This is a genomic window from Candidatus Woesearchaeota archaeon (assembly GCA_016214075.1).
In the GTDB taxonomy this organism is placed as follows: domain Archaea; phylum Nanobdellota; class Nanobdellia; order Woesearchaeales; family DSVV01; genus JACRPI01.
In genome coordinates, this window is record JACRPI010000011.1 from 1 (window position 1) to 22,465 (window position 22,465).

A 22,465-nucleotide genomic window follows, 5' to 3' on the forward strand; every position below is an offset into this window, starting at 1 on the left:
GTTCATCCGGAATTCTCCAACCATCATCTCTAACAACTAATCCCATCGGGTCACCTCTTCTCATTCTCACGTGACCCATTCCCTAATATCTATTCAATGAGAAAGCTACTATTTATTCCTTTCGGGATAGGCTCTTAATACTCAATAAATGATTGCGTAGACATATAAGGACTTGCTGAGCGACAATTCTTTCGCCAATTGGAAGCGAGATCAGGTACAACACTCACTGCGTTCGGTTGTACGCTCAATAACCGCCTTGTAGTGCTTTTGAATCCCCAGGTATTTTTGAGTTATTAATGTAATAAAAGAGACTGTCTACTAAAGCAATCGAGAGGTAAGAAAATAAAAAACCCAATCTTCATCCCAAAACAGTAATGAACAAACTATAAAAGGGATGAAACAAACTCTATTTTTTTAATGAAGCAATGGAAAGGAAGACCAATTATTTCTATCAACGACTTTTCTCGAGATGAAATTATTCATGTGCTGGAAACAGCAAAAAAATTAGAAAAAATCCAGAGAGAAGAGCGAGCAGCGCTTCTAAAAAATAATGTGGTCGCAACATTATTCTTTGAACCATCAACAAGAACGCGATTAAGTTTTGAAAGCGCGGCAGCCCAACTAGGCGCAAAAGTAATTGGCTTTGCGGATGCAAAAAGCAGCTCTACAATAAAAGGAGAAACACTGCATGACACCATAAAAATGGTCGAGCAGTATGCGGATATTATTGTCATGCGTCATCCGCAGGAGGGTGCTGCCCGTCTTGCAGCAGACATCACAAAAAAAATAGTGATTAATGCAGGGGATGGTGCAAATCAGCATCCTACACAAACATTTCTTGATCTCTATACAATAAAAAAAACACAAGGGAAGCTTACTGGATTAACAGTCGCCTTGGTTGGTGACCTTAAGTATGGAAGAACAGTGCATTCACTCGCGATTGCCCTTGCGCACTTTGGCTGTATATTATATTTCATTTCACCAGAAACACTGCGCATGCCTGCGTCAATTTGTGAACAGCTGCAGAAAAAAAATATACAATATGCGCACTATGAGAGAATAGAAGAAGTACTTCCAAATGTCGACATTCTCTACATGACAAGAATTCAAAAAGAGCGATTTGGTGATCCAATGGAGTATTTGCGAGTGAAAGACGCGTACATTTTACAACCCCACACACTCAGTAATGCAAAAAAGAATCTAAAAATTCTTCATCCGTTGCCGAGAGTAAACGAGGTTGCGCAAGAAATTGACGCATTGCCATATGCAGGCTATTTTGAGCAGGCAGGGAATGGAGTGCTTGTTCGTCAGGCGCTACTTGCGCTTGTGACAGGAAGGATATAATATGAAAGCAAAAAAAGTGTTGGAAGTTGCGGCAATTGAAAATGGCACGGTCTTAGATCATCTTCCCAGTGAAAAAGTGCTGAAGATTGTGGAAATTCTCGCGTTGCATCAAGAAAGTAGAATCACGTTAGGGATGAATCTCGAGAGTAAAAAGCAAGGGAAAAAAGGAATCATCAAGATAGAAGGTCGTGATTTAACAGAAGAAGAAATGAACAAGATTGCGATCCTTGCGCCAGAAGTGACAGTAAATCAAATAAAAAACTATGGGGTCATAAAAAAGAAAAAAATTGTCTTGCGTGAGATTGAGCCAAACACGCTTCGTTGCAATAATCCCAACTGTATTACAAACGCGGAGTCAGTAGCAACAAAATTTCATATTCTTGACAAAAAACCATTAAAGATGCGCTGTTATTTCTGCGAACGTTCCATTGAAAAAGAAGAAATGATTTTTCTGTAAAAGAAGAGTTTAAACCTGCGCTTTCTCTAATTCCTGCTGCAATCGAGAAATTTCTTCTTCAGGATTAATGTTAGTCTCCACTTTGTTTGCGATAAATTCAAGACGAGCAAACATCAGGTTTTTGGTTACTCGTCCTGTAGTTTTGAGCATTTCTCCAAGAAGATCTGTTTTCAATTTCTCAAATGTTTCAGGAGCAGTTCGGTAAACTTGAATGTCTTCGTCTGTTTTCTTGAGCAGCTGCTGAAGTTGTGTTCCAAAGAGGACAACACGAATATTGCCGCTACCATCGTCAAGATAGACATTCATTACATAAGAAAATTCTGGTTTTACAACACCGTGATCAGGACATTGAAAGCCAACACCTTGCTCTTTGATTCGTTTCTTGCATGCAGGGCAGCGTTCAAAGAATTTCATGTCATAGACTTGGACGATCGTGCCAAGAAGTTCAACATTATTTTGATTCTCTTCAAGAGCTTTTATTTGTTTGCGAAGGGCAGCTGCAGTGGGTTGTGCTGCAACCACAGCAACAGTTTTTCCTTCAGGGTTTCGAACCAACTTCGTTCTTTCATTCAAATGAATTTCAAGCGCCCCTCTATTTTCCCGAACAGTACCATCAATAACAGCAACAATATCATTTTCAACAATGGGTTCCATTTCTTTCGTTTGATCATTCCAGCAGGTGATGCGAACAGAGCCTGTTTCATCGGCAAGAATAAAGGAGCCCACTTTACCACTTCGCTCTCCAGATTGAAATGCACGAATGTCAAATTTACGAGTCATTCGTCCAAGAACTTCCCCTGTGCGAAGTCCTGCGTAAAGATCGCGGATTTTAAGTTTCACATCTGTTTGTGCAAGTTTAATGCCGAGTTCGTTTGCGAGAATATGCGCGGCGCCTTCTTTGGAAATGAGGCCAGAAAGTTGTTCCATCTTAATCTTTATTTGTTCGTCAATCTGTTCAGCAGTAAGATTCTTCTCTGTTTTTATTTTTTCAATAAGCTGTTCATAGGGGATTTTGATCATAAAAAAAGAGAAGGACTAAAGATATAAAAAGGTGATCATTGTCGTCGAGCATGTTCCAGATGAGTGACAATTTTCATAACTGCTTTTTTAAGATCATTTTTCGATGCTGTATTTGCAATCATAAAATCCGGGTTCTGAAAAGCTTTCTGTACTTGTATCCGCTCAGTAATCTCTTTTCTACTCCATCGCTTTGCGCGTGTTGCGCAGACGAGAGGAGGTGCAGTAATGAGAATAGTGCAATCAATAAAAGTGCCTAAACCAAGTTCTTGAACTAAGGCGCAGTCAAGGACAGCATTTCTCCTCTCTTTTTTCATTTTTTTTATTTCCTGAAGAATCTTTTTCCGTAATGGAGGATGCATGATGACATTGAGCTTTTTCAATGTCTTCTTATTGAAAAATGCACGTTTTGCAAGCAAAGCCCGATCTATCTTCCCATGAGTAATAATCGCATTTCCAAACGCAGCAGTAAGGCGTTTGACAATGCTAGGATCTTCCAAAAGCGCGTGTCCAAGACTATCAACAGAAATCCGTTTCCAAGAGTGCGGAAAGAAGCTCGCCGCAGTAGTTTTTCCAGAACCCATAAACCCAGTAATTGCAATAATCATAATGTCATTATATTTAGAAAAGTATATAAATCTTCTTTCTGAAAAAAGAAGCAGTGCAATGAAGCGACAAAAAAAGAAGCTGCACAGTGTTTTCTTGAGTCTTTTGCTAGTTCTCCTGCTCATAATAATGCTTCTTCCAACAAGCAGCGCAGCAGAGATTGATCCGGAAGTTGCTGCGGCAATAGAAAGCCAAGGCTCTGCAGAGGTTATTGTGTTTGTCGATGCGCCACTCAGCGAAGAAACACAAGTACTTTTGAATCAGCAAGAATATATTTCTGGACAAGATATGCAGGTACTCAAAAAAGCGCTTAAAGAGAAAAAGAAGAACATCCAAAAGCAGCAGCAGAATGTCTTGCGGCAGATGAATGTGGTAGAGTCGACAAGTACTGAAGTAAGTCCTACTACACTGGAATCTGAAGATATAGATCTAGTTCTCGAAGAGAAATATTCCTACATCAATGCATTCTCGGGGACACTCACAAGAGAAGGATATGAAAAATTGGTGCGTGATGAACAGGTAACAGGCATCTACAAAAATGAAGAAGTCAAATTGTTGTTGGATACAGCAACAGGGTTTGTCACTGCGCCATTTGCACAAACAATTTCCCTCAATGGATCAACGATTAATGGATCAGGAATAGGGATATGTGTCATTGATACAGGTGTTGATACCACGCATCCGAGTTTGCAAGGAACAATTGTTGATCAATATTGTTATTGTTCACAAGGTACAGGCTGTTGTCCTAACGGAAAAACAGAAGATACAAGTGCAGCAGATGATAACGGCCATGGCACTGCGGTGATTGGAACAATCGCGTCGCAAGATCCGAGTTATCCTGGCGTTGCCCCAGGAGCACAAGTAATGGTCGTAAAAGCGTTTAGCAGTACAGGAAGCGCGACAACAGGAGATGTCCTTTCGGGAATTGTAAAATGTTTGGAAAAAGCGTCCACACATAACATAAAAGTGTTCAGCTTCAGTTTTGGCGGCACAACGTATTCCTCCACATGTGATGTGGATCCACTTGCTTCTGTCGCGAATGAGTTAGTTGATCTTGGTTTCTTTGTGAGCGCTGCATCTGGAAATAGTGGGGAGAGCGCAAAAATAAGTAGCCCTGCATGTGGAACAAATGTGACTGCAGTGGGCGCAGTGTATGACAATGGCAGTACAGTTCCAGATACTGTTCCGAGTTTTAGTAATGCGAATGGTGCGTTAGACTTGCTTGCGCCAGGAGTAGGAATTTGTACAACATCAATAAATGGAAAAAGTTCATCGTCCTGTGCAAGTAAGAAGAGTGGTGTTTCAGAAGAAACAGCAGGAAAGAATTTTGGGCAATATTCAGGAACAAGTTTCTCTGCGCCGATGGTTGCGGGTGCGGCAGCGCTTGTTGCGCAGTACAAACAAGAAGAAGCAAATACAGTTCTGAGTCCTTTAACAATTAACGATGTGTTGACACAGTATGGAACAAGCGTTTTAGACAGCAGAAATGGAAAATATTTTCCACGTCTGAATATAGAGAATACATTGCGCAATATTGACGCAGCAGCGCCAGAAATTATCTTTGCAGCAGAAACTCCTGTGGATGGCGCAACAATAGAGAAAGGAGCAACAGTAAATATTTCAATAAACGCATCTGATGCAGTAAACAATGTGAGCAACTGCATTATTAATTATAATGGTTCAAACACATCAATGGCTATGGTTTCTTCAGGAAGAACTGCGCAATGTAGTGCGCAGATCATTGCAGCAGCATCAAGCGACTATACCATCTATGCAGAAGATGCGAATGGAAACAGCGAAACAGTAACGCGATCATTTGTCGTCTCCAGCAATCCGCCAGTTATTGACAGCTACAACCCAGAAAGTACCGCGCTTGCACTTATTATTCCAGAAACGCAACTATTCATGATCACCGCAACAGATAGTGATAATGATGCACTAACATATACGTGGAAAGTTGATGGCACAGAAGTAGGAACAAGCACAGAATACGAGTTCGATTCAGAAGAATATGAGGTCGGAACACACACAATCATCGCGCAAGTACACGATGATGTTTCTACAACAGAACAGATATGGAATGTTTCTGTAACAGAACGACATGCACCAACAGTAACAAACGTAACGATCACTCCACAAGAAGCGTATAGGAACGCATCATTAGTATGTGCATACGAATACAGTGATGCAGATAATGATCCAGAAAATGGAACAAGTGTTGTGTGGTACAAAAATAATGAGCTCCAGAACATTTCCAATACTACCATTCCCGTAGAACTTCTTGTTGTTGATGATTTCTGGAATTGTAGCGTCACTCCTTCTGATGGAGTCTTAGAAGGAGAAGTAGCAATATCTTCTGCAAGAGTAATTCAAAATGGAGTTCCTGCACTGAGTATTACAGGGACAACAACTGTATATGAAACAGAGAACATCGTGCTCACAATAGAAGCAGAAGACAGTGATGGAGACTCTATTACAGTTGCATTGAACGATTCTCAGTTCACGCAAAATGGAACAAATTATACTCTGCAAACAACGCTGAGTTCTGCGGGAATATATACGCTTTCAGTGACAGCAGCAGATGCGTATGATACAACAACAGAACAATTCTCCTACACAGTCACTAACGCAGAAGATACTGATGGGGATGGGATTCCTGATTTCAAAGATGACGATGATGACAATGATGGTATTCTTGACACTGAGGATAAGATCCAAGGAACTCCAACGCTGATGAATTATGCAAACTTCACCATTGAAATAAATGGATCAATAAACACAACAGGCAATTTCACAGAGGTTCTTCCAGTTTCTTTACTCTTAGACGAAACAACAAACATGACGTTCTTCCATAATTTTTCAGAAAGCAATCTCATTCTCAGCGCAGTAGTCTTTGAAAATGCAAATACAAGCGAAGGAAATATTCTGATTCACAATTTGACTACAGTAAATAAAACAATAATCATTCCTGATAGAAATGCAAGTACAACGGCGGTTTGTGTGTATGATGTAGTAGATCCAACAATGCAGGCAATAACAAGTGCGTGTAATGGAACTGCGCAGTATCTTGTACCATGCAATGGAACAATAACAAATGGATATAGCTGTACAGACAGCGGCACTACGTATATTATTACAGGGCTTCAGCATTCAGGTGTTCTAGAAATGTGTGTGGATAATGACAGCGATGGCTACGGAACAGGCTGTGTGTTAGGAACTGATTGTAATGATAATAATGCAGCAGTTTCTCCTGCGGCAACAGAGATTGCGGATAACGGGATAGATGATAACTGTGATGGAACTGCATATGCAACGCCAGTGCAGCAGCCAGTAGAAGAAGAAGAGCCTGCAGCAGCAGGCGGTGGTGGAGGAGGCGGAGGTCCTGGTCCAACAACAAGTGACGAAGGAACAGAGGCAGCAGGAGAAGCAACAAGTGCAGTAACAGCAGAAACGCAAGCAGAAAATGCAGAAACAAAACAAGAAACAACTGCTGAAGAAACAGCTTCTTTAGATGCACAAGCAGCAGAACAAACAAATGAAGCAGGAGGAACAGAACAAGCAAATTCTGTCTTTGCATTAACCGGTGCTGTAGTGACAGATATACTGAATGGTAATGTTTCGTATGGATTTGTAGGAAGTATAATGATCGGTATTTTTGTATTCGGCGGTCTTATCTTTGGTGCGTCACGAATGTTCAGAAAGAAAAAAACAAAAGCAACTACTGCAGTAAAAGAACAGCTCACTGATATCTATGAAGGAATAAAAGATTTGTTTAGGTAAAGACAATGCGCGCGCCAACGCATCTCCTTTTTGCAGTTGTTTGTTTTCTGATATACAGCAGTTATTATGACATAACATATCCTCTCTTGTTCATCAGCATTGTTCTTTTTATGACCTTGTTTGTAGACATTGATGAACCGGACTCAAAAATAGGAAAGCTCTTTTGGCCTGTTGCGCAGAGTATCAAGTGGGTGCTTGGACATCGAGGACTGCTTCATAGTCTTATTCCTCCATTGTTATTATTTTTGATTTATAGGTTTATGGGGTGGAATGAAATCGCAATTGCGGCATTTATTGGCTATAATGCGCACCTTGTCGCGGATATGCTCACGCCGCATGGTATTTATCCACTATACCCAATTCCATGGAGAATTCGAGGACCAATTCGTGTAGGCTCGTTAGGAGAATATATGTTTGCAGGAATGCTTCTTGTAGTGATTGCAATCAAGCTGCTTCTTTGAACACATCAGCAGGTTCTGCAGGAGATTCTTGCTGCACTTGATACACAAGAGAAGAAACGCTGTGAAGAATTTGGTTTGCGTCTGTATCTGCCTGTTTCCAGTCTGTTTCTAATTCTTCTAATGCGCGTTGAATTGCAGTACTAACAGCAGCAATGTCTTGTTGATGAATCTTGCCAGTGCCAAGCTGGACTTCTTTTTGAAGCGTCGTCATAACGTGTTGTTGTGCGCGGCTGAGTTTGGTTTGGATAATTTGTTTAACTTCCGCGGCAAGCCCTTCACGTATGCCTGCGCCAAGAGCAAAGAGTTGTTGATACGAGCAGGAGTTGTAAAGACTATCAATTTCTTGAAGCTCTTTCTTAATCCCTTCAGTGCTGGAGGTTTGTTCTTGTTTCAAATAATCCGCGTATTCTTTAATAGAATTGTAAACTTGGTTTGCCTGATGTTGTTTAATGAGGACAACAAACGTTGCGAGAGGGATCATATTGAAAAAAAATTCAAATCCTTCGCCAATCCCTGGAATCAAAGAAAGTCCAAAGTTTGCAGCTTCTGCGAGAAACAAAAGCGCCCATCCTGTACCAACTTGTTGTCTATATTTGAGGAACATAAGAACGCCACCAACCCAATCTCCAACATCAAGACCTGTAATACCAATGCCAAGAAGTTCATCCCAAAAAGAGAGGCCAGCGTCAATACCATAATCAAAAAACAAAGAAGTGCCTAATGCTCGAATGTATGAACGCAAGGAATACACAAGTGCGAGAACAAAGAATGCGCAAATCAGCCAGAAGACAGGGTTGCTGATAATATCTCCTAGTGTTGCCATGAGAATATTTCTGTAAAACCACTATATTAATGTTGCTTAAAATACTACAATAAATACTTCCCTTCTTTTTCCTTAATTTTCCCTTCTTTCACGAGAATGTTGACAAACTTCTTAATGTGTTCCTCAGGCATCCCAGCGCGTTTGCTGATTTCAAGCAATGTTTTTGGTCCAGACTCAAGAGTGGCTATAACCACGTTGCGTGCAAGGGTCAATCCATTCTGTTTAACGACCTTGTTCTCTGCAGAAAGATTTTTGATAAGCATATCGAATTTGTGTAATCGTGCTTGAAGATCATTCAAGTAATCAGTAAAATCATTTGCGCTGTATACTAATTCTGTTGGCTCATACACTTCGATCGAGCTTGGCATGTAATCAAAGCAGAAATACGTCATCGTAGGAAGATCATGAAACCCAAGATCCAATTCTGCAAAAACACTAAAGAGGGTATTCACTTCTTTTGGTTCTTCATATTCCACGTTGTATACAGTAATCTTTTTCTCTTCTTTCTTGAGTTTTTCAATGTAGAGACGCAAGGTCTCTTGAATGTGTTCTTTTGGAGCGCCGAGCATTTCAATAACAACTCGTGCTTTGATAATTTCTTTCATGACAAGAAGAAAATAGTGTTGTTTTATATAGGTTGCGATTGATTCTGGAGCGTATTTTTAATCATATCTCGATTCTTTATGATCACATAAAGAATGAGGGAAAAAAGCACACCAAGCAATACTGCGTTGAGGAGCGCAATGGTTTTGTAGAAAGTTGTTTCAAAAGGAGCGGCGTGTTGGTAGACCGCATACCCTGTAATCGAAGCAAGAGAAGATGGGGTCTTCGTTTCTTTATTTTCTCTGTTCTCGATCGCTTCTACATTTTTTGTTGGAGAAATAGTGTCACCAGAAACAGAAAATGAGAGCGCGGCAGTATCAACAAGTGTTGTGTTGTGATAGAGTTGTGCAACAAACACATTCTTCCCTTTCAAAGGAGTAATATTGAGAAAAACAAATCCCTTTTCGTGGAGAGAAATAGGAATATTTTTTTGTTCAAGAGCACTTTCCAGAGAAAGAGTATAATTTCCATTTCCATCCACCTGAACAAACAAAGGAATTTGCTCATCAGAAAAACTGCCGAGCACGCGGAATGCCGTAATTTGCGCATCTTCTAAAACATGCTCTTCAACATGAACTTCATTGCCAACAACAGTGAGTTCTCCGCGAAATTCTTTCAATGTCTTTTGTTGATCTTTTTGAATTTGTATTTTGGCAGAGTATGCTCCGGCTTCCACACCAAGAAGTGTATTTTGAAGCGTCACCGTATATTCTTCGCCAGGATTCAGAGAAAGAGTATTCTGATTTGCGAAATGATCGCCGCTATAGGTCTTTGCTCGCCTATAGATCTTGCTGGAAACAGCATAGGTATGCGGTGCATCATCAGTATTAATAATAATGACTGTGTGCGTTACATTTTCTCCACTAAAACCAAGCGATGCAAGTTCATACGACAGATACTCAGAAGATGCGCTTCCGCACCGTTCTTTGTTGACTCCTTTCACTGGAAATTTCTGTTTTGCAGTATTGCCTGCGCCTTCCACAACTAACGTGTACGTTTCCTCTGTTGTCGGAAATGATGTGCAAGAGTAATCAAGTAGAAAGGGAAGCGTCAGTTCATTTTCCTGAAAGCTTTCGCTTGGAGTAATTTGGGCAATAGGAGAAACAACTGTTCCAATTTCATTTTTGACGTACAGATGAATTGCCTTTTCATCAGAAGAGATGCGGGAGAGATTTCCTGTATAAAAATGAACCTTCGCACGAAGCGTGTCTCCAGTTTTTGCGATGCTGTCAGAACCAAGATAAAGATGTTCAATGGCAACAAATGGTTCTTCATCAAAACGATTGAAGACAAAAAATGTTGCAGTCGCAGTGTTATCTTGCAATGAAACATCAGCACAGTATGGATCAAGAAGCGTTGCGTGAATTCTATAAACACCATATTCTTTTTTTATTTTTGGTGTCCAGTGTTTTATGCTTGTGGTGGTTGTATTTGTTGATTTCTTCACAATCTCTCCAGTAATCTCTTCAATAAAAGTGGATGCGATAAACGGAAACGCGGGGTTTTTTGTTCCGTCAATAAGCAGAGAAAAGTCAATAGGTTTTCCAGAGCGGTAATCTGTCTGATTCATTATAATAGTAATTGTCCTATTACAAGCAATCTCTTCAAGGGAGACAACAGAAAGATTCTGGCAAATACTGTTGTCATCAAAAAGACCATCGTGGGGCAGACTTTCCACGTTCCCGCAAAGGGTATATTCTCCGGGTTCAGGAAAAGTAAAAGAGAGAGTGTCTTTTGTTTTGTATTTACTAATGTTGAAAAAATACTTTGTATTATTAAGAAGAAGAGTATCATTAAAGGAAACTGTATACGTAAGAATTGCATCAATTTTCTCATCGTGATTATTACCTATGCGAAAGCCAGAGGAGAGTGATTGGTTTACATAAAGAAGAGAAGGTAATGAAAAAGAAAGAGAAACAATGTTCGTTGTGTTTGTGGAATCTGCGCTTTCTTCTGAATGCTCTTCTTGTTTCTTTTTTTCCTCATTTTCAGAACTATTTGTTTCATTATCTGTCATTTCTGAAAAAAAAGAAAAACCAGGAGTCCCATTCTGTAAAGTACTCAACCCCCATATTCCATCCCTTTTTTCAAAACTATATCCTTCAACTGCAGCAGTGTACTGTGTACTATCAAGCAATATTTTTTCATGAGTATAAAGAAAAATACTGTCTTGCGTATTCCCTAAATTATTTCCGATTGTTGCTCCTGCATTATAAATCGATGCAGAGTTATTAAGCGATTGCCATGCGAATCCTTCTTCAACAACAAGCGCATATGTTCCATTGCCATAGAAAAGACCAACAAGCGTATCATTATTCGCTTCATCACCAAGAACATATCCACTCAAATTTACACCAGTTGGATTATAAATCTCAATAAACTCTTTGTTGTTATCATCTCCAATCGGGTTAGGAAAGACTTCTGTAATCTCGAGCGCGAGAGTTATTTCTGTAAAAAACAGCAGTGCGAAGGCCATGAACACTAATTTTTTCATGAAGCACAATGGTCGTTGATCCTTTTTAAAACCAGCAGAAAAGATGTTTACAAAATGTATAGTTTTTAGCGATGAGATGAAGTTTTTATGAAAAAAGTTTGTTTAATGGGTGTTTTGTTCAATTCAAAACCCTGTTTTTGAATGTCATTTCTTCATTACAGGCATGTACAAAAAACTCTTAGTTCTAAAATAGAATGTTCCTTTCCAATCTCTTAAAACTTGCTTATAAGTTCTCTTTACATTACCAACGAGAATTTTATCATAACTTTTCTTATCAACATATGAATCATAAATAAAGAATATTTTTTCTTTGTCATTGTATCCCCAAACACTTATCCAGTGACTTATACAATTCATTCTTAATGCAGAGTACTTTCCTGTTGAAGAATAACCATTGCCAATCAATAATATCACTGGTCTATTTTTATCTAATTCTTTCTTTATTGATTGTATCTTTCTATCATCTGATAATTTATTCGCTCTCTTTATTGGAGCATCAAATCCATATTTTTTGAGAGTTTCTTGGATTAGTTTTGGCGTAGTAAATCCTAAACTCTTGACTTTTGGTAGTAAATACTTTTTTGGATGTCTCCCATCATCAAGATTGTAAGCACTAAGTATTGCTTTTATAGTATAGCCACCACAATGCCTCATTCCTTGTTGTAGATATTCCTTTGGTTTGTGATTTACTACTTTCTTAATCATGTAATATAAAATAAATCATATCTTCTTTAATGTTTCGGCAGGCTTTGTTTTGGGATGCCTCAATTTTGTGAGCAATCAAAAATCACTTCTTTTTATTATACATTAATTCCAATCAAGAAAAAGTGAAAGTTGAGAATAAATAAGAAAAAAAATCAAAAAAGAAATAAAAAATTTAAAGTTTCTTTTTCCACTGTTTAACAATCTGTGCTGCTTCTTCTTTTGCGCCAAGACCAAAGCCAATGCCGATTGCTAAGGATAATGCGAGTACAACGCCGTATAGGATGGCTAAATAAGTCTGTTCTGCAAGAGGCAAGTAAACTCCTATTTGTTGCAATGCAATAACTGCGACAAACACAATAATGATGATACGAGTCACATTGTTCAAATGTTTAATTGCAACGCCTTTTGCTTTGCTCATTTTGTCTGCGACAAAGTCAGCAAGGATTAAACCAAACATCATGATTGCAATGCCAACAATGAGGTGTGGTAACCAAAATACAATCATTGATAACATATTGCTGAGTATTCCAAGTTTCAAAAAACCAAGTGCTTGAACGACGAATAAGAGGAAGATATACCATTTCAATAAAGTAGCACCAAGTTCAGAAACGCTTGCATAGCCAATAGATTTATCCAAATGATTTTTCTGAAGCCATTTGTCTAGTTTTGAACGATCCAATGCCCACTTAGTAACCCAGTGGATACCCCATGAAATTAAATACCCAACACCAATAATAATTGCTGCAAGGATAAGGTTAACGAGAATATAAATAAGAGTATTCCCCAAATAACTTATCGGTGTATATAGTTGCTCTTGCCCAAACTGTATAACATTTTCAAATCCGTACATCGTAAACCACCCCTCGAGTATCACAGTTTCTATGACTCGAAACAATAATGCGTCATTTAGAATAAAAGCAGTATATAAATCTTTTGGAAATTTCGTCTAAAAGCAGTGACGAAAAGGAGGTTGTCTCAGGAGTGTCACAAATAGTTCACATGAAATTATCATGCTTCTTAAGAAAATACAATAAAATAGATTAGGGATTCAAAAGCAGTAAGGCGATTACCAAGGAGCAGCTATTTTAGAAAATATTCGCTCAGCAAAGTCCTACAACACAATTCATCCTTTATTAAAATGTAAATCATAATAATCAATGAAAAATATCAAGAAGAAAGTAAAAAATAATAATAAAAGAAGAAAACTACTCAGTCACATTTTCTGCAACAGTTTCATTCGCTTCTTCATAACCTTGAATCTTCAATTCAATAATCTTACCGTGCGTTTTCAAAAACTCTTTGAGTTGTTCAGGAGCTTCTTCAGTCTCACTACACGTAATTGCATTGCCAGATTCCGTCACGCCAATATCATATTCAAGCATTCTGTTGACATAATATGATGCGCCTTTGTTGATTGCGCGAACATACGTCCAGCCATCGCCGTCTGCTTGTAAATTAAACATGCCGTAAAGCACTGCGATGTATGGTCGTCCGCGGTCATCTTCATAATACAACATGTTGTCCATAATGTAATGATCCTGTCCATTAAAAGAACAGACGTTGTACGAGCAAACCCCAGTGTGTGCAACCCCTACATCTCGTAAGCTTGAAAAGCAGCTGTTCTGATAGGTGAGTCCATCATCCCCGCAAATAGGAATGTAATCAAGACTGCATCCTGTTTCAGTATCAGTCGTTGTGGTATTTTGTTCAGTGTCAGTTTCGTCATCAGTTCCACATCCTGCAAGAAAAAGGAAAAGAAGAGATACTATTGCTATAAAAAGGAGTTTTTTCATGGATTTCAGAAGTATTCGGCGCTTTAAAAAACTTATGGAAGTGAAATCATTCTAGGGGAAAATCAACAGCAAACAAATACACCGCGGGCTGTTGAATGGTCTTCTTTTCATCTCTGTCATAAACAGGAATTGCGGTAGAAGATTGTTTGCAGAATTTGTAGGTTGGCTCTTCAGAAATAGTGCATGCGTCCCGTGTTCCTTCATACAAAGTAAATGTGCTTTCACTTTCGACAGAAAGTGTCGTTCCTTGTTTATACAAATAAATAGTGGAAGAAGGTTCTAATGCAGAAAAGCTTCCTGAAACAGTGTCAGAAATAGCAAGAGTCATTGTATCTGCTACAAGCGGCGTTCCCTCGATAGCGAGAGAAGTAGAAGGAAGAACAACAGTCATGTCATCAAGAGAAAAGTGTGTTCCATCATCTTCTTGGCTGACAAGAATAGCATATTCTCCTTCAGTATACAATCCAGACAACTGTCCAACGCAAGTGCAATCAGTATCTCCGCTTGCGCCACACGCTCTAAACACTTCGGTGACATCATAAAACAATGTTTCTTCAGGAGTTTCGCAATCTTCTCCAAGAAGCCACGATGAATACAAATCATCTTCAAGTGTTTCCTGAATGCAACTCTCTAATTTCTCTCGTTCATCACTTCCAGAAACACACGTTTGAATAGCATCGTAAAACTGGCGAATATCTTTTTGCAGCGCGTCATATTCTCCAACAATATTATAGTCTTCAAGAACGGAAAATGAAGGAGTAACTTTGTAGATACCAATTTGGGCTCCAGAACTATCAACAGCAATTTCTTCATCAGCAGTTGCTGCGCCAGTAATACTCGTTTCAGATTCGCGGTTATTATCAAATGCAACATAGCTTCCAAAAGTAAAAAGACCGAGTGTAACAAGAACAAGAAAAGTAGCTGCAAGATGCAAAGATTCTCGTTGTTGTGCTCGTGGTGCTTCCATTGCTTTTTTCCTCATATTTGTTTTTATAAGTTTTACTATCTGCTATTTTGTTTTTCCTTCTTCTAATGACGCATACGCGTAATAATAACTCAGAACGCGGTTTGCGTAAGCGCGAACTTCTTTGACTTTTTTGTTTCTTTTTTCTGTTGTGCCGAAACTTTCTTCATACACGCTGGATGAAAATGCGTCGCTGTACACTTCTGCGATAAGATCTTCAGTAATCTGTGCAGAAACCTCATCCCAGGATGGGTCGCTTTTTCCTGTTGCGGCAATTGCTTTTTTGACAAGTCCAGCGCCGCCGTTATATGCGGCGAGGGAAAATGCAACTTGATCTTTATAGCCATTAAAGCTCTTCATGTTATCCTGAAGTAGCTGAACTCCTGCGGGAATTGCGCGCGAAGCGTCTGTTCGATAGTCAGTGCCAGTACATTTCTTATTGCTGCAAAGATCATACTGATATGCAGTGCCTTTACAAAATTGCATAAGACCAGTACATCCAGTCGAAGACGCAGCGTTCGTATTGCCGCCAGATTCTGTCATGATAAGCGCGATCACTAACGCTTTTGGAACAGAAGTTCCAGAAACAGAAGTTTCTATTACCTTTCCATAATTCGCGTCAATCTGTCGTAGCTTCTCTTTTGTCGATGCAGAAGGAGTGTAACTAATCCCACTAGTAGTCATAGTTGGACTAACTCCTGTTTGCGTTCTATAAAGGTTACAGAACTTGTAGATTCCTCCTTGCGATCGACACGCGAGATTATTATTGTAATCATAACTGACAGAAGACGCAAAATAGCAAAGCGGGTTCACGCTTTTTTTTGTCCAGCTGCTGGAGAGTGTTGCTTTTTCTCCTTGCGCATTAGTAAGATCAGAAGGAACAGACGTGTCAATGATTTCAAAATGTAAGTGTGGATCATAAGCAGATGCGCTGTTTTTTCCACGACCTCCAGTGGTCCCAAGAACTTCTCCTTGCGCAACAATATCACCGACAGAAACAGAAATAGTGTCCATGTGCAAGTAAAGAGTATAAAGTCCATTGCCGTGATCAAGGACAACTCTCCCCCAGCGAACAGGCGAAGTGTCAACAACAGTGCCCGCGGCGGCAGCGAGAACAGGTGTTCCTAATGGTCCGCGAATATCAATTCCTGCGTGATATGTTGTTCCTTTGCTTGTTCCACTCACAACATCTCCTCCACGATACCCAAAGCAAGAATTCACGCGATGTTCATCGTACGCGACAGGCCATTGAGTGAATTGCCCACCAGAAAATGTTCCTGTTGCAGTTCCTTCGTGCGCAGGAACGCTGGTAATGCTCATTATAGGAATTTCAAGAGGTGCAGGAGAAATTCCAGTCAATCTATTCTCATCAAAAGTGAGGAGATACTCAGAGGGAAGAGGAAGAATGTCTTCATATGCTTCAAGATACGGAATAAGGGCGTGATCAAACGAATCGCTGAGTGCATCTCCAAGTTCCTTCTCCAACTCATCGCCATAGAGCATGCAATCGCCACTGCCATAGACAACAGGAACGCCACGGTAAAAAGAGCAGGAAGAAGAATCCAGATAATTCGTTTTTGCAGTTTCCAAAACAGCAGCGCCATATGCTTGTTGTGCGCTCAGATCTAAATACAGCAACGCTTTCTCTCCTTCCGCAGCAGCATTCAAAACAGCAAGTTGTTTCTCTCCAATCTTATTACTCTCTCCTTCTTTGCTTTCAAATTGTTCTGTTTTCGCGGCAAGATCAAAATAGAGCAGAGTAAAGAGAACTAAGACAAAGAATGCAAAGAGAGGCATAAAGTATTGCGCTTTTTTATTTTTCAGTATTCTCATGTTATGAACCTATTTTTGTTTGCACTTGGATGAGTGCGTAATTATCAGGATCATGAAGCGGAATGCGGACAGAGGAAGGGATGCTGTATGCATCGCCTGCGCCGCTTATTGCGACAAGCAGCCATCCTGGACCAGCATACATATCAAAAAATCCATAACTCGGTTCAATAAGAACAGCTGCTTCTTCCTCTCCATCAGTATTTCTAATCACGACAATCGTCACAAGTGCTTCTTCTTGAAGTGCTTCAAAATAATTTTCAGTTAAATCAACATATTCTTCCTGCAATCCATCATCTTCTGCTGCAGCAACAAGAAATTGTCCAAACGTCATTGTGCCCAAAGAAGTTTCTATAGGGGTTTGTGCATATAACAATGCAATTCTGTTCGCGTCAAGACCAAGTTCTTCTCCAGTAATTGTGTTCTCGACTTTCGCAGTCTTATAATGCAGAATAAAGAAGAACACAATGACAAGTAAGATAATCGCGATGGTCGCGTAAAAATCAACCATCGTTGTTGCAAATCCCTTTTTTCCAAAGCGCTTAACTATTCGGCATCACCACATGGAATTGTAATACTCCTTGAGAGAGTGCGTCATCTTCTTTGATAAGCACAGTCTTATTGATCAAGTAATCAGTAGTCGAACCTCTTCCTTTCCAGAATGTTTGTGCAAGAACAATCCAGCGTTCATACCATTCACTATTGTACACCACTGTGCCAATCTTATTGTTTTCCGCATCAAAAAGAGTTAATTCAGCTGCGATAATATCATATTCTCCATAATCCATTTGTTCATTGAGTCGTGTTTCAAGTGCAGAGGGATTTTCAAAATCACTTCGAAGAACAATGCCAGGATATGCGCGATGCAGTGTTTCATCATAGTAAGAAACACCTTGTTTCATGTTGAGCATATTGGCCACAAAAAGATCTACTTGTGTTTGCTGCACGTCAATTTCAGTGACAATATACATTTTCACAAGAATGACCATAGCAATCGCAACAAGGCAGACAATCACAAAGCGGTAAAAAAGGAAAATCCATCCTTCGTCAATCTGCGCTTTTTTGTGAAAAGAGAAATACTTAATCATTGTAGTATTCCTCCAATCCATTGGTAATTGCGCTAGTGAGCGCGCTACTCTCAGTAAGTAGATCAGTGCCAATAACAAGATGGACTGCAAGACCAGCAGTATTCTTGTTAAGGTTTTCTTCTGATGAAGCAAGCGGTCCAGTAAGAGAAGCATCCGCAAATTGGGAAAGAATGTTATTCTCAAACAAACAGCCCAGTTTCTCGCTTTGTTCGTCAGCAGTTTGCGAAATGTATGCCGCAACATCACTCCCTTCTTGTGTTGATAAAATAAGAACAAGATTTGTTTGGCTTGTGATTGCAACCTCTTCTTTATGTGTTTTCGCGAATCCTAGCTTTGGATTATTGAGAAGATCGTTTTGTACTTTAGAAAAGACAGTTTCATCACTCAAAACAACAAAACTCAGTTGCGTAGTTTTTGTTGAAGCAACAGAAGGGCAGCGAAGTTCTTTTTTTTCTTCGAGAGTAACGCTCCCGTGTTCTTCCACAGTAAAAGTTCCTTTTTCTTTGTTAATGTAAAACGCGCCAGGATGTTCAAAAACACCAAGTGTTTGGTAAAGACGTGCGTCTAAAAAGAAAGGATACGTGATTGCAGTCACAGAAGAGGTTTGATACACGCGAAGAAGGTTATCACTCAAATCATACGAGTATGCGCCAACGTCAAACGAAGGCTGGCTGTAAAATAAAGTGACGTCTCCTGGGACGCTCTGGCTTGTTTCAAGAAGCAGCGCAATATCTCGCGCGGCGTAGGATTGTTCATATAAAGTATTTTTTTGAACAGTGGTGTGAAAATAAAAGAACACGCCAACAATAAGAACAAGAAGAATAATCTCTATAATCACTTGATTTCCTAAGTTGAGTTGCCCTCTCTTTTGCATGTTGCGTTTTCGAGAGAAATTGGTTTATATACTTTTGCTGGATTCCATCTCACTTCTCAGCTCACAGAAAGGGAAGAAGCAAATTCGCTATACACTCCTTCAGCCCATGTTTCCGCAGCAGCTTTTCCAGCAGTGCCATGATTGTCAAAATGAACATCAGCGTCACAGCCAAAAGATCCTCCGTCAGGACAAAAAGCAAAGTCCGTATATTCTTCCGAATCAATAAATATACAACCAGAATTTTCTACACTTTCTTTTATCGCATCTCTAAATTGTTGATAGGTTTCAATGTCAGGATAATGAGGACCTTGAGGTGGGCCTGCCCAATAACAAGTAGCTCCTTGATTGGTTATTTCTTCTGCAACACTGTTGACGCTGTTCTGTATTGTTTCTTCAGAAGAACCATACCATTCATAGCCATTGCTTGCAAAAGTGACAAACACGAGAGAAGGGGTATGTTTTTCAATAAGATTGCTGAGAAGCGGAGTATTTCCAGAATCAACTTTTTTGCTGGAACCATCATCATACGTGTATTCTGCGTTACAAGCAGAACTAATAATGGATATCCCTTCTGTAAAGTATGATGGCGTTGATCCGCACACTGCATATTTATTTGTGGTGTAACCATCTGTTTTGAATGATGCGTAAAGCGTGTCGCCATACGTTCCCATAGTTTGAGAATCTCCAATAATCAAAACGTTTTGTTCAGAAGTTTCAGCTAATACAGAAGCAGTTGAAGTATCAGAAGAGTCTTCTGTTGAACTCGTATCCGAAAGCTCTTGAAGAAGCGCGAGAAACTCTTCAGGAGTATATACTCCGTATTGTTCACTAGTATATCCCTCTGCTTGAACATAAACAACAGCATAAACAAAGGTATCATCATTGGCTGCTTGTAGTTTTGTTGCTTCAGATCCAGAAAGTTGTTTCTTGATATACGCAACAGCGTCTGAAAGTGTGGTATATGTTGTTATTTCATTCTCGGGTTCACGATATTTCCAAATTGTGCTTTCTTTGAGGGTATATTTTTTTGAAGAGCTATCGTAGGTGAGTTGTTGTGTATAGGAGTTAATACTCATAGCAGGTGTTTTATAATCAAGTGTTATTATTCCTCCAGAAGAAAGAAGAGACACAAGATCGTTACTATCAGTGGTCTCCACCTGTACGTCACATTCTTTCGCACAAATCCGAACAGTGTTTTCAGTTTTTTTGAGGTACACACTTTGGACACTTTCCGCGCCAAGGACAAGCGCGAACGAACAACTTCCTCCCTCAGTATATGTTCCACCAGTAAAAGAATAATCCTTACCAAACGTCTCTACAGTTGCGCATTGTTCAACGTCATCATTTTCTTTACATACTGTTGCAAAATCACTCGTCTTCTTGCAAAGACAGAGGCATCCTTCTGTACCTATCCCACACTGTTCAGGTTTGGTATTAGAATATGGAGAAGTAATAGCATATGCAGTGCATGTTCCTCCAATAGAAGAAACCCCGCTCTGATACCCCACAATCGCATAATCTTCATCAACAAAAAGAGGATAGCTGCTGAACGAAGCACCCTCCTCCATGTTTGTAATGCTTGCGACAAGTTGTTCAAAATTCCGTTTTGTTGCTTCTTCTGTATCAGGTACAAAGACATCCCATATTTTGAAGATGAAAATAGTGAGAAGAAGAATTGCTCCAACGCTGAGGACAACACGAATAACAGTGTCACTGGAAAGATCAAGTCCTCCTTGCGCTTTTTTACCTTTTATCATAGTTTTCACATTTCAGTGAGAAGAGTTATATAAATTTTCGCAAAGAGGGTGCCATCCGATCTTTCGAGTGATGCAATACTTTTTTTCTCCCATATGAAATGAAGGTAAACCCTTTTTCTAAAAAATAACCCCATTCACCGAATTTCTCTTGCAATTTTTTTCTATTTCGTTTGATACTTCGGTTCATGGGTCCCCCTGACAGTACAAGGTCTGCTGGTGCGTGTATTTTCTTTGCTGCTGAGAAAATATTCGCTTTGCTCCTCCATGAATCGCCTTATTACCTTTTAGAATCCCTAAGTAATTTTATTTATTGAGATATGAAAAAACCAAATTCTGAAAATGTCGCAGACAATACGGCTATTTTTTAGAAAAAGCTTTACCTATTCCTTTGTGTCTGAAGAAGTGGTACTTTCAGAAGTGCTTTCTTTGTCGCTATCAGTAATCCCTTCAAAAATATCTTTAACATCTCCCTGTTTCTTTACTTCTTCTTGAACGCCGCCAGTGGTCTCTCCCCATTTTTGAAAGACGCTATTCATGACAAAGAAAACAATGACCATGAAGATGAGTGCGATAACGAGGGTCACAAGCCAAAAGTTCATATCTCCTTTTTTTCTTTTGAGTATTTCCATAATCTCACCTATTTACAGCAGACTTCTGAAGATTCTTCGCATGCAGCAAAATAAAGTTGTTCCCCTATGCATTTTGTTGCACAACTACCGCCTTTCCCTATACAGGTATTAAGTCTGCATTCTTGATTTTCAGGACAAGTAAAGTCTGCTTTTGTTCCATAAGAGGAAGAAGTTCCCTGATCAACGCACTCTCCTCCTTTATTTTCGCAGGCACCAAGTTCCCCACTAAATAATGCAAATTTTCCGCCCATAATATAGACAACGACAATAAAAAAAATCAGTGCAAGTGCTGCTAACACAACAACTTGAATAGTCATGTCTGCTTTCTTTTCAGTAATAACCAGTTCTATTTTTCTCATCATGCTTATTCCTCAGTTGCTTGAGTATATAAATCTGCAAGTATTATTTTTGAAAGGTCTTCAATAGTAATGCATTCTCCATCATATTCTTTGTTATTGTTTGCATCTGTTAAAGGTTCTCCTTGATCCCAGCAGCCATTGTTGTTGGTGTCAGTAAAATCTTCTCCATCATATATTTCGTCATTATCAGTATCTTTAAACCATTGGTAGTCATGCTGTTGTGGAATATGAATATAGTTCTTTCCATCAATAATTATTTTTCCACGTAATCCTTGTTCTCCTCGCAATTCTTGCAGAGTAAGGATCTCAGTTAAGTTTTTATTTGATGCATAAGGTGCATATGATTCTTTTATAGCAGCGCATTCTTCATCAGACTGCCACCATCCGCATAACTTTTTATTTTCTTCAGAAAACGTTTCATGAAAAGCAGATTCAAGATTCCATCCTTCTCCGTATGCTTGTTTAATAATGACAAGATAGCCACTTTTACCATCTTGCGCTACTTTTTCTATTGGAATATCTTTATCTGCGTCAATCCTCTCCTCATCAATGACTTGATCAGGAACAGTCTGTTCTTGAAATTCAAATCCAAGTCCTTCAAAAAATTCTTTTGCGTTGTCGATAGTGTTTGGGACGAAAACAAATGCAGCGAAAACAAGAAAGAATCCTGCAAGAATAAATAAAATAAGTTGGAAATTCAGTTCTGCTTTTTTCATCCTAACCAGTCCAGGAATTCAAAGAGTTTTCCTCCTTGAAGTTTGATAATAAAAAGGATGACAACAAGTCCAATCAAAAGCCAGATCAGCATGACAAGCCACGTCGGCATATCTCCTTTTTTGTTGAATTGACGCATAGTCATTGTTCTTGATCTCATTCTTTAT

At 39.3% G+C, this 22,465-nt stretch carries 22 protein-coding genes; 4 read left to right on the plus strand and 18 right to left on the minus strand.

Annotation, left to right across the window (positions count from 1 at the left end; all coding sequences use genetic code 11):
- The first annotated feature begins 417 nt into the window (after positions 1-417).
- Both pyrB and HZC31_02115 read left to right on the plus strand, forming a co-directional pair.
- Positions 418-1,344 carry an aspartate carbamoyltransferase gene (gene pyrB / locus HZC31_02110; protein MBI5002153.1) on the plus strand — a complete coding sequence of 309 codons (927 nt, stop codon included), beginning with the start codon at positions 418-420 and terminating at the stop codon, positions 1,342-1,344.
- Between the two features lies 1 nt (position 1,345).
- Positions 1,346-1,801 carry an aspartate carbamoyltransferase regulatory subunit gene (locus HZC31_02115; GenBank protein ID MBI5002154.1) on the plus strand — a complete coding sequence of 152 codons (456 nt, stop codon included), beginning with the start codon at positions 1,346-1,348 and terminating at the stop codon, positions 1,799-1,801.
- Between the two features lie 9 nt (positions 1,802-1,810).
- Here the strand turns inward: HZC31_02115 and HZC31_02120 are convergent, their stop codons facing one another.
- On the minus strand, positions 1,811-2,821 hold the full coding sequence (locus tag HZC31_02120) for a hypothetical protein (protein MBI5002155.1): 1,011 nt from the start codon (positions 2,819-2,821) through the stop codon (positions 1,811-1,813).
- Positions 2,822-2,856: 35 nt separating this feature from the next.
- Entirely contained in the window at positions 2,857-3,426 is a 570-nt protein-coding gene (coaE, locus tag HZC31_02125; GenBank protein ID MBI5002156.1) for a dephospho-CoA kinase, read from the minus strand.
- Between the two features lie 58 nt (positions 3,427-3,484).
- On the opposite strand from coaE, the gene HZC31_02130 reads away from it, so the two are divergent.
- A complete protein-coding gene (locus HZC31_02130) occupies positions 3,485-7,204 on the plus strand; it encodes a S8 family serine peptidase (protein ID MBI5002157.1) in 3,720 nt (1,239 codons plus the stop codon).
- Between the two features lie 5 nt (positions 7,205-7,209).
- Positions 7,210-7,665, plus strand: a complete 456-nt coding sequence (locus HZC31_02135; GenBank protein ID MBI5002158.1) for a metal-dependent hydrolase — start codon at positions 7,210-7,212, stop codon at positions 7,663-7,665.
- On the opposite strand, the gene HZC31_02140 is transcribed toward HZC31_02135, so the two are convergent.
- From HZC31_02140 to HZC31_02215, 16 genes are all read right to left on the minus strand, one after another.
- Complete coding sequence (locus HZC31_02140; GenBank protein ID MBI5002159.1) at positions 7,649-8,488, minus strand: hypothetical protein; 840 nt, start codon at positions 8,486-8,488, stop codon at positions 7,649-7,651. The genes HZC31_02135 and HZC31_02140 overlap by 17 nt on opposite strands.
- A 44-nt stretch (positions 8,489-8,532) precedes the next feature.
- Complete coding sequence (locus tag HZC31_02145; GenBank protein MBI5002160.1) at positions 8,533-9,093, minus strand: hypothetical protein; 561 nt, start codon at positions 9,091-9,093, stop codon at positions 8,533-8,535.
- Between the two features lie 23 nt (positions 9,094-9,116).
- Positions 9,117-11,585, minus strand: a complete 2,469-nt coding sequence (locus HZC31_02150) for a lamin tail domain-containing protein (protein MBI5002161.1) — start codon at positions 11,583-11,585, stop codon at positions 9,117-9,119.
- Between the two features lie 144 nt (positions 11,586-11,729).
- Positions 11,730-12,290, minus strand: a complete 561-nt coding sequence (locus HZC31_02155; GenBank protein ID MBI5002162.1) for a C39 family peptidase — start codon at positions 12,288-12,290, stop codon at positions 11,730-11,732.
- A gap of 172 nt (positions 12,291-12,462) precedes the next feature.
- A complete protein-coding gene (locus tag HZC31_02160; protein ID MBI5002163.1) occupies positions 12,463-13,140 on the minus strand; it encodes a hypothetical protein in 678 nt (225 codons plus the stop codon).
- A gap of 355 nt (positions 13,141-13,495) precedes the next feature.
- Positions 13,496-14,083, minus strand: a complete 588-nt coding sequence (locus HZC31_02165) for a hypothetical protein (GenBank protein ID MBI5002164.1) — start codon at positions 14,081-14,083, stop codon at positions 13,496-13,498.
- Positions 14,084-14,129: 46 nt separating this feature from the next.
- Positions 14,130-15,050, minus strand: coding sequence for a hypothetical protein (locus HZC31_02170; protein ID MBI5002165.1), 921 nt, complete (start codon positions 15,048-15,050; stop codon positions 14,130-14,132).
- A gap of 42 nt (positions 15,051-15,092) precedes the next feature.
- The gene (locus HZC31_02175; GenBank protein MBI5002166.1) at positions 15,093-16,880 is read right to left on the minus strand and encodes a M23 family metallopeptidase; all 1,788 of its coding nucleotides are present in this window, start codon (positions 16,878-16,880) and stop codon (positions 15,093-15,095) included.
- 1 nt (position 16,881) lies between these two features.
- A complete protein-coding gene (locus HZC31_02180; GenBank protein MBI5002167.1) occupies positions 16,882-17,388 on the minus strand; it encodes a hypothetical protein in 507 nt (168 codons plus the stop codon).
- 31 nt (positions 17,389-17,419) lie between these two features.
- The gene (locus tag HZC31_02185) at positions 17,420-17,965 is read right to left on the minus strand and encodes a hypothetical protein (protein ID MBI5002168.1); all 546 of its coding nucleotides are present in this window, start codon (positions 17,963-17,965) and stop codon (positions 17,420-17,422) included.
- A complete protein-coding gene (locus tag HZC31_02190) occupies positions 17,958-18,839 on the minus strand; it encodes a hypothetical protein (protein ID MBI5002169.1) in 882 nt (293 codons plus the stop codon). The genes HZC31_02185 and HZC31_02190 overlap by 8 nt, the downstream gene beginning before the upstream one ends.
- Positions 18,840-18,895: 56 nt before the next feature.
- Positions 18,896-20,596 carry an SGNH/GDSL hydrolase family protein gene (locus tag HZC31_02195; protein ID MBI5002170.1) on the minus strand — a complete coding sequence of 567 codons (1,701 nt, stop codon included), beginning with the start codon at positions 20,594-20,596 and terminating at the stop codon, positions 18,896-18,898.
- A 380-nt stretch (positions 20,597-20,976) separates the two neighbouring features.
- A complete protein-coding gene (locus HZC31_02200) occupies positions 20,977-21,225 on the minus strand; it encodes a hypothetical protein (GenBank protein MBI5002171.1) in 249 nt (82 codons plus the stop codon).
- Between the two features lie 8 nt (positions 21,226-21,233).
- Positions 21,234-21,587: a hypothetical protein gene (locus tag HZC31_02205; protein ID MBI5002172.1), complete on the minus strand. Its 354-nt coding sequence runs from the start codon at positions 21,585-21,587 to the stop codon at positions 21,234-21,236.
- 2 nt (positions 21,588-21,589) lie between these two features.
- Positions 21,590-22,300: a hypothetical protein gene (locus HZC31_02210; GenBank protein ID MBI5002173.1), complete on the minus strand. Its 711-nt coding sequence runs from the start codon at positions 22,298-22,300 to the stop codon at positions 21,590-21,592.
- Positions 22,297-22,458 carry a hypothetical protein gene (locus tag HZC31_02215; protein MBI5002174.1) on the minus strand — a complete coding sequence of 54 codons (162 nt, stop codon included), beginning with the start codon at positions 22,456-22,458 and terminating at the stop codon, positions 22,297-22,299. Before HZC31_02215 ends, HZC31_02210 begins: the two co-directional genes overlap by 4 nt.
- Between the last annotated feature and the right edge of the window lie 7 nt (positions 22,459-22,465).